Origin of the sequence: Lacticaseibacillus huelsenbergensis (assembly GCF_029726355.1) — a bacterium.
Taxonomy (GTDB): domain Bacteria; phylum Bacillota; class Bacilli; order Lactobacillales; family Lactobacillaceae; genus Lacticaseibacillus; species Lacticaseibacillus casei.
Map to the genome: position 1 here is coordinate 1,476,148 of NZ_CP120687.1, position 15,475 is coordinate 1,491,622.

The window sequence follows — 15,475 nt, forward strand, 5'->3', positions numbered from 1 at the left end:
GTTAGTCTGGATCAGGCAGGTCAGGTGCCAATTTTGCCCCGCTAAACTTGGCAGCAATGAAGCCGCAGATAAACCCGATGAGGAGGAATGGTACAAAGTCCATGCCAATGCCAAACAAGGGGATGAAGGTTGAAGCAAAATGTTGAATGGCGGCAAAGAAAGGCAATTGCGCCAAACCGGCAGGCAGCGCGTGAATGGCATCGAGTAAGGCCGGAATCATGGTAAAGGCGATAGTTGTCTTATAGATGCGGGTATTCTTGCCGATCCACGGATGAAGCAGGCCTAACATGATCAAGGCAATGGCCAATGGATAAAGCAGCATCAAGATTGGCGTGGAGTAAGCAATAATCTGATCCAGCCCGAAATTAGCGATGAAAAACGCCCCAATCGTCGTGATCGGTAAAAAGAAATGGTAACCCAGTTTCGGGAAGCGATGGCCAAGGTCCTGGGAGAAGGAAGTGACCAAGCCGATCGCGGTTGTCAGGCAGGCCAGTAAGGTCATGGCACCAAGCAAGGCGGTTCCGATGAGCCCAGTATAATGGGTCATGATTTGATTAAAGGCGGTCCCGCCATTTGCGGTTAATTTAGCAAAGCCAAGGCTGATGGCGCCTAACATGATGAGTAGCAAGTAGATGACCGCCTCGAGCCCCATCGCCAAAGAACCAACTTTCGCAACCGCTTTGGCCCGACTGGAAGCCCGATGCAGCCCCATGAGTTTGAGGGCGGTAATAATCGTCACCCCAAAGCCTAAGCCTGCTAATGCGTCCATCGTGTTGTAACCCTGCAAAAAGCCATTAACAAGATTGCCACTGATTAAGTTGGCGTTACCGGTAAAGCTAATGGTCCGAATGTCACCTTTGATCAAAAGTGCCCAGAAGAAAATGAAGGCTAATAAAATCAAGAAAAGTGGATTTAGCAGTTTGCCAATATAGGTGGTAATTTTGCTTTCATTCCGGGCAAGAAGAAAGGTTGTCAGGAAGAAAATGAACGAAAAGATCAGTAAGCCGATTTGTTGCTGGCCTTTTCCCAAAAAAGGCGAAATTCCAATCGCGTAAGTAACCGTGGCCGTCCGTGGCGAGGCGATGAGTAAGCCAAGGCTAGCGTGGGTCGCAAGCAGGAAGAACAAGGCGAATCCATGACCTGCCGGACGAGCTAGATCGTACATACTACTCGCACGGGTGAGGCTGATAGCCATAATGGACAGAAGCGGCAGTAACACCGCTGATAACAAAAAGCCAATGGCGGCAGGTAGCCAGGCACTTCCGGCTAGCTGGCCCATGTGAATCGGGAAAATCAGATTTCCGGCTCCAAAGAACATCCCGAACAACAGGGAGCCAAGGGTAAGGTACTGGCGTTTGGTAAGTTTGGGTTGTGTTGACATTGAGAATCCCTCCATTTTATAAACGATTGCAATCGCGACACTGACTGCAAGTAGCTTATTGAGGCGGGCATGTGGCGCATTGCCCATAACGCGCTCCCCGGCGTAGAAGCCTGCTCGCGCTCACATCAAAAAAACGCCCTTAACAGTCAGAACTGTTAAGGGCGCGGATCACGCTGTACCACCTTACTTTACCGCCAACGTCACCGTCAGCGGCCTCGCCGCGTACGGCCGGATTCCCGGCGATACGCGATTGCTGTAATGGGCGCAATCCCAGCCACTACTCCCGAAGTCGCAATGGCAACTCGTAGACTACTTTCCACCAGGCAATCAGAGGTCTCTTTCCACCAACCGAGACTCGCTGACACTGACAACCTGGGTACTCTTCTACTCATCGTTTTTGAACATTTGTTGAATTGAAACTTATTTTACAAAGAAATCGGTGAATGTCAAGAATTTTAATTTTAAAATCGTAAGAAATGTATGGGAGTGACTTTTTGGAAGGCATAAAAAAACCTCCTCAGGCTTGTGAAGAGGTTTACCGAACTGATGAATTAGCCAACAACTTCAACGGTTGCTGACATCACACCTGCTGAAGGAATCTGGGAGTTAGGCATCGCGACGTCCAGTTGGTTAGGGTTGCCTGCCGCAAAACTACCGGTGTCATTAACGGTTCGATACCAAACTGTACCATCAGACAAGGTGATCTTCAGACGTGTGCCTTTAGGGAAGACCGAAAGATTGGCAGCAACGCCATCGTATCCCATGTTTGAGCCGAGGACAGCAGGATCGTAGAAGCTTAACTTGAAGGTTCCCTTATTGGTCGTTGTCTGGGTTGTTTGTGCAGTGCTCGTTGATGCTGCACTTGCCGCAGCAGCGTTAGCAGCCGCTTGGGATGCTTGTGCCTGAGCCTGTTGCTCTTGAGCTGCTTTTTCGGCAGCTGCCTGATCTGCAGCCGCTTTTTCAGCTGCTGCTTTTTCGGCAGCGGCTTGTTCTTCGGCAGCCTTGGCAGCAGCCGCTTTTTGATCAGCAATTTGATGTGCTGCTTCGGCAATATCATTTGTGCCGACTGTGATGGTATTTTCATTCTTAGGATTGATCAGTGAATATGCATTCGCCTGTTCAACCTTAGCCTCGTTGCTTAACACAATTGACTTAGCGCTGACTTTACTGTTGTCACTATCAGATGTGGCATGATCGGCAATCGCTTCAACCTTTTGTGAATGATTGCTTGCCATTCCTAACAAAGGTGCCACGCTGAGTAACGTAATGATCGATAATTTAATTTGCTTAGTAAAGATAAAAATTCACTCCTATATTTTGAATAGCCGTCGTTTTGTTCCCCCGAGAACACAAACGAAGTATATAGGTGTGGTGTGTCAATAAAATACCAGCATCATTACAAAAATAGCTAAATTGGTAATATTGTTACGCTGACGTAACAAACGGAATGTTAAATTTTTTCGTAACAATCACTGAACATTTTTCGAAAAAGTGGGTTCAACCCTTGAAGATTCTATGATTTGCGACCATTTTCTACCACAATTTGTGAATTTTTCCAAAATTTATGGGAGCCTAAACTTTTAGCAATCGGGAAATGATATGCTAAATTCACGGCTAAAAAGTCAAAATCGTGACCTTTTATCGAGGGTGGTCAAGACCAAATTGCGGGTTATTCACTTGTAAAAATCGATAATTGGACAGTAAATGTTCTTCCATAAACGCGTTCGCGTGGCCAGAAACCTGCACATAAGGACCTTGGTCGCAATGGCCAAAGACCGGCCATCACGCCCAAGGCCACTTATGCTCCGGTTTCTAACCGGCCACGCTTACGCTCTTCCTTGAAAGTCATTTAACGCGGTTTTCAAGAATCAGGTATAATAAGGCGAGACAAGTGGGGAGGTTTGTGCGGTGGCAATGTATCGGGAAAAGCGTTTTGAGGAGATCAAAAGACTGCTGGCGGTCCGTAATGAACTGAGTATTGACGATATTATGAAAGCAGTTGGCGTTTCTCGCGACACAGCGCGCCGGGACATTGTAGCCTTGGATGCTCAAGGAATTGCCCGCCGAACCCGTGGTGGCTTGGTATCGTTAAACTTCGGCCACAGTATTCCCAGCTACTCGGCTCGATTAAAACGGTTTTCGACCCAAAAGACGAAAATGGCTAAGGCAGCATTATCGCTGATCAAACCGGGCGGCGTTTATTTCATTGATGACTCGACCACGCTGTTGAAATTGTCACAGTCCATTCGGCATCCGGTCACGGTTTATACGCACAGCCTCGACAATGCCATTGCCCTTTCAGTAGAAGAACAGGTTAACTTACATCTTTTTGGCGGCAAGCTTGACCACCACGCGCGGTTCTTCTTTGAGCCGACCATGCTGGAAACTTTGCGCCGGATTGCTTTTGATGCCGCGTTTATCGGCGCAACGGCGATTGCCGAAGACGGCGTGTATTTTTCCTATATGGAAGATGCACAGGTTAAACAAGCAGCAGCGTTATCGGCGCGTCAGGTGGTCGTAGTGTCTGAAACCGAAAAGTTCCAGATTGAAGCGCCTTATCGCGGATTGGAACTTGGACAGATTAGCACGCTGATTACGGACAAGAAATTATCAGCACCGCAAAAACGCTGGTTCGCCCCACAAACAAATTTCATCGTTGGCAGCTGAGCAGTACTTAGCAAAAAAGGATTTGATACGTATTCAACTTAAGCAAACAGCCTATCAGCAACGGATTCACGAGGAGGTGGCGTCATGACAACGCCGCTTGTGACGATTATTGTGCCGGTTTATAACCTTGAGGCATATGTGGCGCATGGTTTACAAAGCCTCTTGGCCCAAACTTATTCCCATTTACAGATCATTGTGATTGATGATGCTTCCGACGATCGGTCACCGCAGATCGTGAGCCATTTTGCCCAGCTGGATAACCGAATTCATGCTATTTTAAAATCGGTTAACCAAGGCGTCTCGGCAGCGCGTAACAGCGGACTGGCGCAGGCCCGGGGTGAGCTGATCGCATTCATGGATGGCGATGACTGGTATGAGCCGGACTTCATTGCCCATGCCGTTAAAATGATGAATCAAGGATGGGATCTCATTGCAATGCCGTTTTTCCGGGATGATCCTGACCCAAAACCGGTACGATCGGGGTTACGCAAGGCAAAACAACTGACGCGCGAAGGCCTGATTCGGCAGATGCTGCATCCAGTGGGTTATATTCGTGGTTATCTATGGAACAAAGTTTTTCGCCGTGACGTTATTGAACGAATGCAGTTGCGCTTCGACGAGCAAATGTCCATTATGGAAGACGAACTATTTACGGCAACTTACGTGATGGCAACGCACCATTTCCTATATACCGGCCATCCGGCTTATCACCATGTGGTCCGGCGCGATTCAGCCACTCAGTCCTTGGGCGTTTTCGGTGCGATTCCCCAACAACTGTATGCTTTATGGCGCATTCATCGCGTTTTGCGCCACGCACGCCGCCGTGCCAAAGCAAATAAGAAGGAAACCGTTAAAATTGATCATTGATCAGGAGGATCATGGACTTTGGCAGAAAATTTAATGACTTTCCCGCAATTGAAACAAGCAGCCAAGAAACAACTGAAGACGGGAACGAATCGTCGGGATCTTATGCTGGCGTATTTGTTGCCGAGCTTGTTGCAGGCCGCGGCGACGATTACCGTTTATTTGATGATCCAGGCGGTGGTGCAAGGCTTCGGTGCCGAAAAAGTACTCACCGATCCGACCGGTTTTCAGGCCTACTACGCCCAAAGCAGTAATGACAGCGGCATGGTGAATACCATTCAAAGCCTTGTGGTGACGATGTTGGCCCAAGGTGTTAACTTTGCGGTGCTGGATCTCGTCCGCAACCATGAACGTGTACGGCCGCTTCAAGCTGTGTTAGGTCTGTTTAACGGTAAATGGTTTTGGGGTTCCATTTCATTGTGGATCTTTATGTGTTTTCTGACACTCATCGGGTTTTCTTTCCTGATCTTTCCCGGGATCATGTTAGCCCTGGGATGGCGGCAGGCGTTTTGGGTCTTTAAAGATGGGCACGAAGCCGATCAACGGTTTTCGTCCATCACGGCATTAATCGGATCGTGGCGCCTCATGAAAGGCTTTAAATCAGATTTACTGGGCTTGTACCTCTCAATGATTGGCTGGTATTTGTTGGAAAATGCCACGTTCCATCTCTTCGACTGGGCGATTAATCCTTATTTGCAGCTGGTTCACGCGAATTACTACGAAAATCGCCGGGCATACAAAATGGCGGCCTTGCACCGCAATGGTTCTGACGTGCACTTTTAGCACAGGCAGGGTATACTGACATCGATTGAAGACGGAGTCAGGAATTGCGTGGTGCTAAAAGAAGAAGGTTGGCGCTGTTATTATGGAAACCGAAGCATATATGACCTTGGCAGAAGTCAAAAAGCGGCAGGCCAGTTTAAAAGATAAAATGCCGCTTGACCAGGCAATTGCCGAAAATATTCAAAACTGGGCACAGTGGCTGCTAGACGAAGGATTTGAAGGCAGCTACTTCACTGCCAAACTAAACGGGAATGCGATTATGATTAGCGATCTCGATGGTCGGCAAGTCGCAACCATCACGACCGATGCGTCTAGTTATGTCGATGCGTTCAAGCAGTCAGATAGAATGACGATGCTGACAGTTCAAAGCAAGTTGCGCCGGCTGATTGACCAGCACGGCATTAAAACGCAGTGAGCATGAGTGAGTCGTAGCGACTGACTGTGCGAAAACAAAATGAAGGACGAATGGATTTCCACATTGTGTGGGAAATCTCATTCGTCCTTTTTGGTGTTGACGATTTGCTGCGTCAGTTTTCAATTAACGGAAATAAAGAAGGATTCAACAGAAACCTTAGACGTTGTCGCTTGCCTCAATCTTGTGATCGTTGAAGGCGGATCCCCAAGCGGCCATGGCTTCAATAACCGGTGTTAAGGATCGCCCAAATGAAGTTAAGCTGTATTCCATCGAACGGTTGTCACTAACGGTACCTATTTTTTTCACGATAAGATGATCAGCTTCCAGTTGTGCCAGCTGCAGTGCCAACATTCGTTCGGTAACGGATGGGATCGCGCGATTAAGCGTGCTAAAACGTGTCGCGTCACCTCTCAAAAGATGATATAAAATGACGCTCTTCCATTTTCCGGAAATGAATTGGACCGTGCTTTGGACGGGACAACCGTCAGCGCAATCATAAACTTCGCGTGCCATAGAGAGGACTTCCTTCGAGTTAAAATGACTTACATTTTTCTCACTTACATTAATATAGTGCTAATCGTATCATAATGTTTGCAAGGACAACAGGGGGTCAGACAAAAAAACTGATTGATCGTTTGGCGAATTATCAGCTTCGGTAGCGACTATCGGCAGACGCTTCCTTTTGTCCCTGCGATCCCGGGATAGGTCATTAACGAATGGATAAGCACACGGAGGTTATAAAATGTTTAACAATCAAATTGTAGCTGCTTTAAAAAAAACGGCGGTCGATTTACCAACTGGGCAGATCGGTCACGACGCCGACGAATGATATTGTCAAGATAGCGCAAGATGCCATCATTGAATCACCAACGGCCTTTAATGGCCAGACAGTGAAAGCGATTTTTCTCTTTGATGAGCATCACGAACACTTATGGGACCTGACAGCTGAACGTTTGCGCTCAGAGGTTCCATCAGATGAGGCTTACCAAGCAACGTTGAAGAAACTAAATAGTTTTAAGGCTGCATTTGGAACCATTTTGTTTTTTGAAGACAGTGCAACAGTCCGGCAAGAAGAGAAGGATTATCCACTTTACCGCGACAACTTTCAAGATTGGGCTGAACAAGCTCAGGGAGGGGCGCAACAGGCGGTCTGGGTCGCGCTTGCTTTGAATAATATCGGTGCCAGTTTACAACACTATAATCCTTTGATTGACGAGCAAGTACGCGAAGCTTTTGCAGTCCCCGCCGAATGGGTGCTCCGGGCTGAAATGCCATTCGGATCCATTGAGGCGCCTGCGGGGGAAAAGTCTTATTTACCGCGGGAGAAACGCTTTGTGGTATTTCAACATAAGGCTGTTTGAGAAAGCAGGGGCGCATACATGCCAGAAGAATCACGCGCTGTGATCATTATTTTTGGAGGATCAGGGGATCTAGCTTCGCGTAAACTATATCCCGCATTATTTAATCTTTATCGCCGCGGCGTGTTGGCTGGACATTTTGCCGTGATCGGGACTGCCCGACGACCATGGAGCGATGAACATTACCATGAGGTGGTTGAAACCGCGATTGCCGGGCTTAACCCGGAGCCGGCGCAAGCACACGCGTTTGCCCAACATTTCTTTTATCAAAGCCATGATGTCACCGATGCGGATCATTACATCACGCTAAAAAATCTGGCGGCTAAGTTGGATGATCAGTTTGCGACGGGTGGCAACCGGGTCTTTTACATGGCGATGGCACCGGACTTCTTCGAAACCATTGCCAGCCATCTCAAGTCCGAACATTTGTTGACAGATGTCGGGTTTAATCGGCTCATTATCGAAAAACCGTTTGGCCATGACTACGCCAGCGCCAAAGAACTGAATGACTCGTTAACGGCAACGTTTGACGATGATCAGATCTTCCGGATTGATCATTACTTAGGCAAAGAGATGATTCAGAATCCTTTGGCGTTTCGGTTTGACAATACGATTTTTGAAGGCATCTGGAATAAGAAGTATATCGACAACATTCAAATTACGTTGGCAGAAGCGGTCGGTGTTGAGGAACGGGCCGGCTATTATGAAAAGGCTGGTGCACTGCGGGACATGGTGCAAAACCACGTGATGCAGGTGCTGTCTTATCTCACCATGGACAAGCCGAAGTCCTTTACCACCAATGATATTTTGGCGGAAAAGGATAAAGTGTTCGCGGCGTTGAAGCCCTATGATCTGGCAACCGCGAAAGCCAATTTTGTCCGCGCCCAGTACGTCGGCGCTGAAGTCGATGGGAAAGCCGTTCGCGGATACCGTGAGGAAGAAGGCGTGGCGGCTGATTCACAAACCGCGACATTTGTGGCCGGAAAAATTATGTTGGATATGCCGCAGTGGCAAGGCGTTCCGATTTATATTCGCACCGGCAAGCGTTTGACGCGCAAATCGACGCAGCTGACACTGACCTTCAAGCCAGTCGCTGCGCCGTTGTTCGGCCAATCCGCCGACAGCAAACCGGACACCTTGACCATTTATATCGAGCCAAGTGAAGGCTATTCGTTACAGCTAAACGGCAAGGCGTTGGGAACTGGCCTCACCATTGAACCGGATGAATTGCGTTACCGTCATGATCCAAAGGCAGCGGCTGCAGCACCAGAGGCTTATGAACGGTTGATCAACAACGTGTTGGAAGGCGATCAGACCAATTTTACCCATTGGTCCGAATTGTCGGCTTCGTGGCACCTCATTGACGCCATTCAGGCAGCCTGGTCACAAGAACCGAACATGCCAACGTATCCGGCCGCAACCATGGGACCAGAGGCAGCGTTTGATTTGTTGTCGCGCGACGGTCGCGAATGGTTCTGGCAACCGCATCGTGTTCAAATGGCTGATTAAGATGGCTATTAAGAGGTGGAAGGCATTAATAGCTTTGATTCCGATTTAACGAATTGCTGGGAAGTGCACCTAAACTAAAAAACATCGTCAAGCCCAGCTTAGGGTCTGACGATGTTTTTTAATTAGGAAATAGCGTGTATCAGAAAATCTTCATCCGATTTAGCGGCCAATACCGCCAAACAACGACTGATTGAATCTTGGACTTATCAACAAAGCCAAAATCACGACTGTCGTGGGAAACCAAACGATTGTCGCCCATGACGAAATATTTTCCGGCGGGGACTTTGGCTGATTTGGTTGACGAAAGTGTCTTGATATTGAAATCATTGGTGAACTTAATACTGGACGGATCCAGTCCCTGTTGACTGGCCCATTTATTAATTTCATCACGTGAAAACTTATGATTCAAATAGGGTTCGGCAATTGCCTTGCCATTAACATACAGTTTGTCGTTTTTGGAACTCACCGTATCGCCTGGCATCCCGATAACCCGCTTGATGTAAAGCGACTTTGGCCGATCAGGCGCATTGATCACGACAATATCGTTGCGTTTAGGTTTCTTGATCCGAACGGAATATAACCGTTCATTATTCTCCAATGTCGGTTGCATTGACGTGCCCTGCACCACATCTTTGCTTAAGACGTAACGCATCAGCAGCTGGGACGCGAAGAAAATAACGACGAAAAGAAGCAGAAACTCAAGGATCGTTCTTAAGGCGGATTGATTGTTATTTTTCAAAATGACACCTTCCGGTACAGATTAACCTTAGTCTACCACAAGCGTTCTATCCACGACTAGAAAGTTCGTCTTTCAATCATACTTCGGGAAAAAGCCGCTTTTTTCTGCTTGCCGACATAGATCAACAATCTGGGCGTATTCAGCTAGCATCAAGCACCAGCGATGCGGCAGGCTTGTGTAACCATAGGCCAAGCCTGCTAAGCCGCCGGTCAACGCGGCCGCGGTATCAGTCGCACCGCCGAGCATGAGCGCATTTAAAACCGCATCGTGATAATCCGGCCAGGTTTGGAGTGCGTGTAAGGTTCGGGCCAGTAAACTTAGTGGATCTGTGGCAGTGCCGTCTGGCGTCTGAGCCTCGAATTGTGTGTTAAAGGCGGCAAAAGCAGGTTGATAAGTTGGCTGATCAGCAAAGTACGCGCCGGTTTTGTTGATGCCAGTGGTGATCGCCGTGGGTAAGTCAGGGGCATCGGCAAGTAGTTCAATTGCAATTTGGGTATAAACGGCAGCAGCGATCATATTTTCAGGATCCAGATTGGTGAGCGTGACGAAATTTTGAAATAGTCGGCTGCCTTCTGCCTTTTCGAATAGCTTGGTGTCAAAAGTTTGGTAAGCAAAGAAGGCAAAGGGCAATGTGCGAATCAAAGCCCCTGGTTCGTTAGGCGCCGCTGTGGCTTTTCCCGTCGTCAAGGTCGTTTCGATACTCGGCCAAATATCAGGATTTCTTTTTCCGTAGGGTGCGTACTCGCCGTTTTTGAACCAAGCTTGGTAGGCATTGACCAGTGCATCCTGGTCGAACCCATGCTGCAACGCATCCAGACCGGCCAGGGTGAGGCCTGTCTCATCTGAGTAAGTGCCGGCTGGCTGATTAAACGTGCCATAGCCCTTCATCCCAGTCACCGGCGAAGCGGCTAACTCAGCCTGCGTTTGGCCCTTGACCGGCAGTCCCAAAGCATCACCGATAGCAAAGCCGACTGTGGCGTGAATCAAACGTGATTCCATGATGCCCATTATTTGTCTCCTCCTTATATAAGAAAGCGCCCATTATGCATGTCGCAGGCACAGCATCAGCGGACGCTATGTTTGCCAGCGAGATGCGTCATGGGCAGCACCGATTAATCATAGACATGAAGTTATTATTTCCCTAGAAAAGAAGAAATTGCAAAAGATTTGCCTCGTTGTAAAACAACAGTGGCTGTGATAGCCTAGCAAGCAGTAGCTATTTTCAGAAAGCCAGCCTGCCAATTGTTTGATTAAGGCTTTGGTGTACGGCTAGCAAGGCAGCCAAGCACGTCGCGGTAAGCACGATTGAGTGTGCCCGTGATGCTTGGATTTCAGGAAAAAGTTGATCCATTTGGCAAGATGCCCTGCAATGAGCAAAAGGTGCTGCCGGCATTTTAGTTGGATCAATGACGGTTCATAGATTAAGGAGAACGCATGAGTGTTTTAACCGTAACCGGGTTGTCACAACGGTTTTTAGATAAAGTGTTATATCAAGATGCCAGCTTTCAGGTGAACATCGAGGACCATCTTGGCGTGATTGGCCAAAATGGGGTTGGCAAAAGTACGTTAATCAAGATTTTAACGGGAGCCTTGACGCCGGATGCCGGTAAAATCGTCTGGCAAAAACACCTACACGTCGGGTACTTAGACCAATACGCGAACTTGGTGCCTGGCCAAACCGTGATCGAATTTTTGCGTACAGCCTTTGAGGAACTTTATCGCAAAGAAGCCAAAATGAATGAGATTTACGCAGATTATGCGACAAACCCGGACGATGCGCTGTTGACAAAAGCTGGCGAGCTGCAGCAGGAACTGGAAGCTGGCGATTTTTATGAACTCGAAACCACGATTCAAACTGTGGCGGAAGGTTTAGGCATCACTGCCATGGGGATGGATCATCCGGTTGACGCGCTTTCTGGTGGGCAGCGCTCAAAATTGATTTTGGCAAAATTACTGCTTGAAAAACCGGACATGCTCCTACTCGATGAACCGACCAATTACCTGGACGTGTCGCACATTGAATGGCTGACCGACTGGCTCCAGAACTTCGAAGGAGCCTTTATTGTTATTTCTCACGATTTTGATTTCCTCGAAAATGTGACCAACGCGGTTTTGGATATTGAGTTCGGCCAGATCACGAAATACACCGGCACTTTGAAACAGGCCATGCGCCAAAAGGAAGCCGATCACGAAACTTACCTGAAGGCATTTGCCAAACAGCAGGAAACGATCAAGAAAACCGAAGCATTCATTCGCAAGTTCAAGGCCGGGACGCGCGCCACAATGGCTAAAAGTCGGGAAAAGCAACTGGCCCGCATGGATAAATTGACGCCACCGGGAACTCGTTCTAAAGCCCACTTGGCGTTTCCTTACCTGCCAGTGAATCGGCAGATTTTGGTCGATGTGAATAACTTGGTTGTTGGCTATGATCAACCATTGTTGCAGCCAATCAATTTTTCAGTTGCAAAAGATCAGATCATTGCGTTTGAAGGGTTTAATGGGGTCGGTAAATCGACGTTATTAAAAACGATCCTTGGGTTAATTCCGGCCATTAGCGGCAGTGTCGAAATTGCCGACAACGTGGTCTTTGGGTATTACGAGCAGGAACTACATTGGGATCAGCCTAAGCAAAGTCCGGTTCAGTATTTGCAGCAACGTTTCCCGGCGTTAACCCAAAAAGTTGTCCGCCAGGTGCTGTCGCGAACTGCTTTGACAAGTGAAGAGGCCAATAATCCGTTAACCATGCTGTCCGGAGGCGAACAAGCCAAAGTCAAATTGGCAGAGCTCATGTTGCAGACCACCAATATTCTGATTGTGGATGAGCCAACCAACCATTTGGACGATGACACCAAGAACGCATTGCGCACCGGACTACAACAATATCCCGGCGCCGTCTTGCTCGTCTCACATGAGGCAGGCTTTTATGATCGATCCTGGGTGGATACGGTTGTTAACGTGGAACAGTTACAAGTTAAGGCGTGATTCAATTTCCGTCTGAAGCAAATCAACTAGGCTAATTTTCGTGAAAAAAAGGCGCTACCGACAAAATGGAATTGTCGGCAGTGCCTCTTTTTGGTGTTTAGTTCGTATTGGAACGCGCAGTGGCATGTTGAATTGCTAATGATCCGAATGCCAAACCAGTTGCGTATAGGTATAAGTGAGATGATCAGTGACTGGCATGTGGGCATTTTCGTTTCCAGTCAGCGCCTTGGAAAGCTGGCTGGCCGCCTTTACACCCAGGGGCACGGTTAGCTCAGGCAAAAGATCGCTAATCGTTGTCTGCTCCTCAAGATGATAAGTCAGCGTATGCGATTTGAACGGAATGTGGTGGGCACGTAACCAGCGCTCATAGCTGGCAACGCGACTAGGGTCTGCCTGATAAGCGACCGGCACGGTTTGGCCTAAATAAGTTAGCGCGCGATCCATCAAAGCGTCAGACTGTTCGCTTTGAAAGTTCAACACAACGCTTTGATTAGCCCAGTCGGTTAACAATGACAGTTCATTGGCCTCCAGCGTGGGCAACTGGCTAACAAAAATAAGATCGGCAGCAGGCAGCGTTTCGAGCTGATGCCAATCGGCGGTTATGAAGTTGACCGATGTAGTCGAATTGGCTGTTAGCTGTTGCCTTGCATAAGCCAGCATGGCAGAAGACCAGTCGATTAACGTCAGTTGTTGGACATGCGCGGCGAAGCGAGCGGCATAGCGGCCGGTCCCGGCAGCAAGGTCAACGAGTGACTTAGTCGGCAGCAGCCCTTCAGCGAGCAGCCATGCGGTGACATCTCGAGCAATTGGCAAACGTGACGCTTTCTCGGCCGCGGCGTAGTCCTCGGCGAATTGATTCCAAAAGGCCCGATCTTCTTTCATGAAAAGATATTTCCCCTCTGAAAATTTTTTTGAAAAAGTAGTTGACTTAAACGGAGAACCTGCGTAGTATATTACGAGTTGTCAGTCATCAAAATAGTTTAAACCGCACAGCGATTTAAAAAAAGATGTTGACAAAGGATTGCCAATTTGATATTCTAATTAAGTTGTCGCTTGGCAACAAAGTCGTCCTTTGAAAACTGAACAAAGTTTCGTTTAAATGTGCAGGGTCCTTGATACTTCGGTATCGAGGCAAAAAGTAACATTTGCGAAGTCAATTCGCTAGAACAACAAATCGAGCTATTCGAACAGCTCATATTTATATGAGAGTTTGATCCTGGCTCAGGATGAACGCTGGCGGCGTGCCTAATACATGCAAGTCGAACGAGTTTTGGTCGATGAACGGTGCTTGCACTGTGATTCAACTTAAAACGAGTGGCGGACGGGTGAGTAACACGTGGGTAACCTGCCCTTAAGTGGGGGATAACATTTGGAAACAGATGCTAATACCGCATAAATCCAAGAACCGCATGGTTCTTGGCTGAAAGATGGCGTAAGCTATCGCTTTTGGATGGACCCGCGGCGTATTAGCTAGTTGGTGAGGTAACAGCTCACCAAGGCGATGATACGTAGCCGAACTGAGAGGTTGATCGGCCACATTGGGACTGAGACACGGCCCAAACTCCTACGGGAGGCAGCAGTAGGGAATCTTCCACAATGGACGCAAGTCTGATGGAGCAACGCCGCGTGAGTGAAGAAGGCTTTCGGGTCGTAAAACTCTGTTGTTGGAGAAGAATGGTCGGCAGAGTAACTGTTGTCGGCGTGACGGTATCCAACCAGAAAGCCACGGCTAACTACGTGCCAGCAGCCGCGGTAATACGTAGGTGGCAAGCGTTATCCGGATTTATTGGGCGTAAAGCGAGCGCAGGCGGTTTTTTAAGTCTGATGTGAAAGCCCTCGGCTTAACCGAGGAAGCGCATCGGAAACTGGGAAACTTGAGTGCAGAAGAGGACAGTGGAACTCCATGTGTAGCGGTGAAATGCGTAGATATATGGAAGAACACCAGTGGCGAAGGCGGCTGTCTGGTCTGTAACTGACGCTGAGGCTCGAAAGCATGGGTAGCGAACAGGATTAGATACCCTGGTAGTCCATGCCGTAAACGATGAATGCTAGGTGTTGGAGGGTTTCCGCCCTTCAGTGCCGCAGCTAACGCATTAAGCATTCCGCCTGGGGAGTACGACCGCAAGGTTGAAACTCAAAGGAATTGACGGGGGCCCGCACAAGCGGTGGAGCATGTGGTTTAATTCGAAGCAACGCGAAGAACCTTACCAGGTCTTGACATCTTTTGATCACCTGAGAGATCAGGTTTCCCCTTCGGGGGCAAAATGACAGGTGGTGCATGGTTGTCGTCAGCTCGTGTCGTGAGATGTTGGGTTAAGTCCCGCAACGAGCGCAACCCTTATGACTAGTTGCCAGCATTGAGTTGGGCACTCTAGTAAGACTGCCGGTGACAAACCGGAGGAAGGTGGGGATGACGTCAAATCATCATGCCCCTTATGACCTGGGCTACACACGTGCTACAATGGATGGTACAACGAGTTGCGAGACCGCGAGGTCAAGCTAATCTCTTAAAGCCATTCTCAGTTCGGACTGTAGGCTGCAACTCGCCTACACGAAGTCGGAATCGCTAGTAATCGCGGATCAGCACGCCGCGGTGAATACGTTCCCGGGCCTTGTACACACCGCCCGTCACACCATGAGAGTTTGTAACACCCGAAGCCGGTGGCGTAACCCTTTTAGGGAGCGAGCCGTCTAAGGTGGGACAAATGATTAGGGTGAAGTCGTAACAAGGTAGCCGTAGGAGAACCTGCGGCTGGATCACCTCCTTTCTAAGGAAA

The 15,475-nt window shown here is 48.5% G+C and carries 13 protein-coding genes and 1 rRNA gene; 8 read left to right on the top strand and 6 right to left on the bottom strand.

The window, feature by feature from the left end:
• Position 1: 1 nt before the first annotated feature.
• Both brnQ and LHUE1_RS06665 read right to left on the bottom strand, forming a co-directional pair.
• Positions 2–1,381, bottom strand: coding sequence for a branched-chain amino acid transport system II carrier protein (gene brnQ / locus LHUE1_RS06660; RefSeq protein WP_049170461.1), 1,380 nt, complete (start codon positions 1,379–1,381; stop codon positions 2–4).
• 551 nt (positions 1,382–1,932) lie between these two features.
• Positions 1,933–2,616 (bottom strand): hydrolase, encoded by a 684-nt coding sequence (locus LHUE1_RS06665; protein ID WP_049170464.1) that lies wholly within the window; start codon positions 2,614–2,616, stop codon positions 1,933–1,935.
• 673 nt (positions 2,617–3,289) lie between these two features.
• Between LHUE1_RS06665 and LHUE1_RS06670 the strand changes: the two genes are divergently transcribed.
• From LHUE1_RS06670 to LHUE1_RS06685, 4 genes are all read left to right on the top strand, one after another.
• Positions 3,290–4,048 carry a DeoR/GlpR family DNA-binding transcription regulator gene (locus LHUE1_RS06670; RefSeq protein ID WP_010489757.1) on the top strand — a complete coding sequence of 253 codons (759 nt, stop codon included), beginning with the start codon at positions 3,290–3,292 and terminating at the stop codon, positions 4,046–4,048.
• Positions 4,049–4,132: 84 nt separating this feature from the next.
• Positions 4,133–4,915 (top strand): glycosyltransferase family 2 protein, encoded by a 783-nt coding sequence (locus tag LHUE1_RS06675; RefSeq protein WP_049170444.1) that lies wholly within the window; start codon positions 4,133–4,135, stop codon positions 4,913–4,915.
• Between the two features lie 18 nt (positions 4,916–4,933).
• Positions 4,934–5,695, top strand: coding sequence for a DUF975 family protein (locus LHUE1_RS06680; protein WP_049170446.1), 762 nt, complete (start codon positions 4,934–4,936; stop codon positions 5,693–5,695).
• 82 nt (positions 5,696–5,777) lie between these two features.
• On the top strand, positions 5,778–6,110 hold the full coding sequence (locus LHUE1_RS06685; protein ID WP_049170449.1) for a hypothetical protein: 333 nt from the start codon (positions 5,778–5,780) through the stop codon (positions 6,108–6,110).
• 156 nt (positions 6,111–6,266) lie between these two features.
• On the opposite strand, the gene LHUE1_RS06690 is transcribed toward LHUE1_RS06685, so the two are convergent.
• Positions 6,267–6,623 (bottom strand): winged helix-turn-helix transcriptional regulator, encoded by a 357-nt coding sequence (locus LHUE1_RS06690; protein ID WP_217774425.1) that lies wholly within the window; start codon positions 6,621–6,623, stop codon positions 6,267–6,269.
• A gap of 275 nt (positions 6,624–6,898) precedes the next feature.
• Here LHUE1_RS06690 and LHUE1_RS06695 point away from each other — a divergent pair, with 275 nt between their 5' ends.
• Both LHUE1_RS06695 and zwf read left to right on the top strand, forming a co-directional pair.
• Positions 6,899–7,471 (top strand): nitroreductase family protein, encoded by a 573-nt coding sequence (locus tag LHUE1_RS06695; protein WP_277848288.1) that lies wholly within the window; start codon positions 6,899–6,901, stop codon positions 7,469–7,471.
• A gap of 18 nt (positions 7,472–7,489) precedes the next feature.
• A complete protein-coding gene (gene zwf, locus LHUE1_RS06700) occupies positions 7,490–8,977 on the top strand; it encodes a glucose-6-phosphate dehydrogenase (RefSeq protein ID WP_279280288.1) in 1,488 nt (495 codons plus the stop codon).
• A 139-nt stretch (positions 8,978–9,116) separates the two neighbouring features.
• Here zwf and lepB read toward each other — a convergent pair whose 3' ends face one another.
• Both lepB and LHUE1_RS06710 read right to left on the bottom strand, forming a co-directional pair.
• Complete coding sequence (gene lepB / locus LHUE1_RS06705; protein WP_010489740.1) at positions 9,117–9,716, bottom strand: signal peptidase I; 600 nt, start codon at positions 9,714–9,716, stop codon at positions 9,117–9,119.
• Positions 9,717–9,788: 72 nt separating this feature from the next.
• Positions 9,789–10,724 carry an ADP-ribosylglycohydrolase family protein gene (locus LHUE1_RS06710; protein WP_277848363.1) on the bottom strand — a complete coding sequence of 312 codons (936 nt, stop codon included), beginning with the start codon at positions 10,722–10,724 and terminating at the stop codon, positions 9,789–9,791.
• Between the two features lie 426 nt (positions 10,725–11,150).
• On the opposite strand from LHUE1_RS06710, the gene LHUE1_RS06715 reads away from it, so the two are divergent.
• Positions 11,151–12,698, top strand: coding sequence for an ABC-F family ATP-binding cassette domain-containing protein (locus LHUE1_RS06715; RefSeq protein WP_049170010.1), 1,548 nt, complete (start codon positions 11,151–11,153; stop codon positions 12,696–12,698).
• A 135-nt stretch (positions 12,699–12,833) separates the two neighbouring features.
• Here the strand turns inward: LHUE1_RS06715 and LHUE1_RS06720 are convergent, their stop codons facing one another.
• On the bottom strand, positions 12,834–13,580 hold the full coding sequence (locus tag LHUE1_RS06720; protein WP_049170012.1) for a class I SAM-dependent methyltransferase: 747 nt from the start codon (positions 13,578–13,580) through the stop codon (positions 12,834–12,836).
• A gap of 316 nt (positions 13,581–13,896) precedes the next feature.
• On the opposite strand from LHUE1_RS06720, the gene LHUE1_RS06725 reads away from it, so the two are divergent.
• Positions 13,897–15,466 (top strand): 16S ribosomal RNA (locus tag LHUE1_RS06725).
• The last annotated feature ends 9 nt before the right edge of the window (positions 15,467–15,475 follow it).

Excerpts from the sequence above, each read along its gene's own strand:
- LHUE1_RS06690 (WP_217774425.1), bottom strand. The coding sequence starts at position 6,623 with ATGGCACGCGAAGTTTATGATTGCGCTGACGGTTGTCCCGTCCAAAGC.
- brnQ (WP_049170461.1), bottom strand. The coding sequence starts at position 1,381 with ATGTCAACACAACCCAAACTTACCAAACGCCAGTACCTTACCCTTGGC.
- zwf (WP_279280288.1), top strand. The coding sequence starts at position 7,490 with ATGCCAGAAGAATCACGCGCTGTGATCATTATTTTTGGAGGATCAGGG.
- LHUE1_RS06710 (WP_277848363.1), bottom strand. The coding sequence starts at position 10,724 with ATGGGCATCATGGAATCACGTTTGATTCACGCCACAGTCGGCTTTGCT.
- LHUE1_RS06675 (WP_049170444.1), top strand. The coding sequence starts at position 4,133 with ATGACAACGCCGCTTGTGACGATTATTGTGCCGGTTTATAACCTTGAG.
- LHUE1_RS06685 (WP_049170449.1), top strand. The coding sequence starts at position 5,778 with ATGGAAACCGAAGCATATATGACCTTGGCAGAAGTCAAAAAGCGGCAG.
- LHUE1_RS06715 (WP_049170010.1), top strand. The coding sequence starts at position 11,151 with ATGAGTGTTTTAACCGTAACCGGGTTGTCACAACGGTTTTTAGATAAA.
- LHUE1_RS06665 (WP_049170464.1), bottom strand. The coding sequence starts at position 2,616 with ATGGCAAGCAATCATTCACAAAAGGTTGAAGCGATTGCCGATCATGCC.
- LHUE1_RS06720 (WP_049170012.1), bottom strand. The coding sequence starts at position 13,580 with ATGAAAGAAGATCGGGCCTTTTGGAATCAATTCGCCGAGGACTACGCC.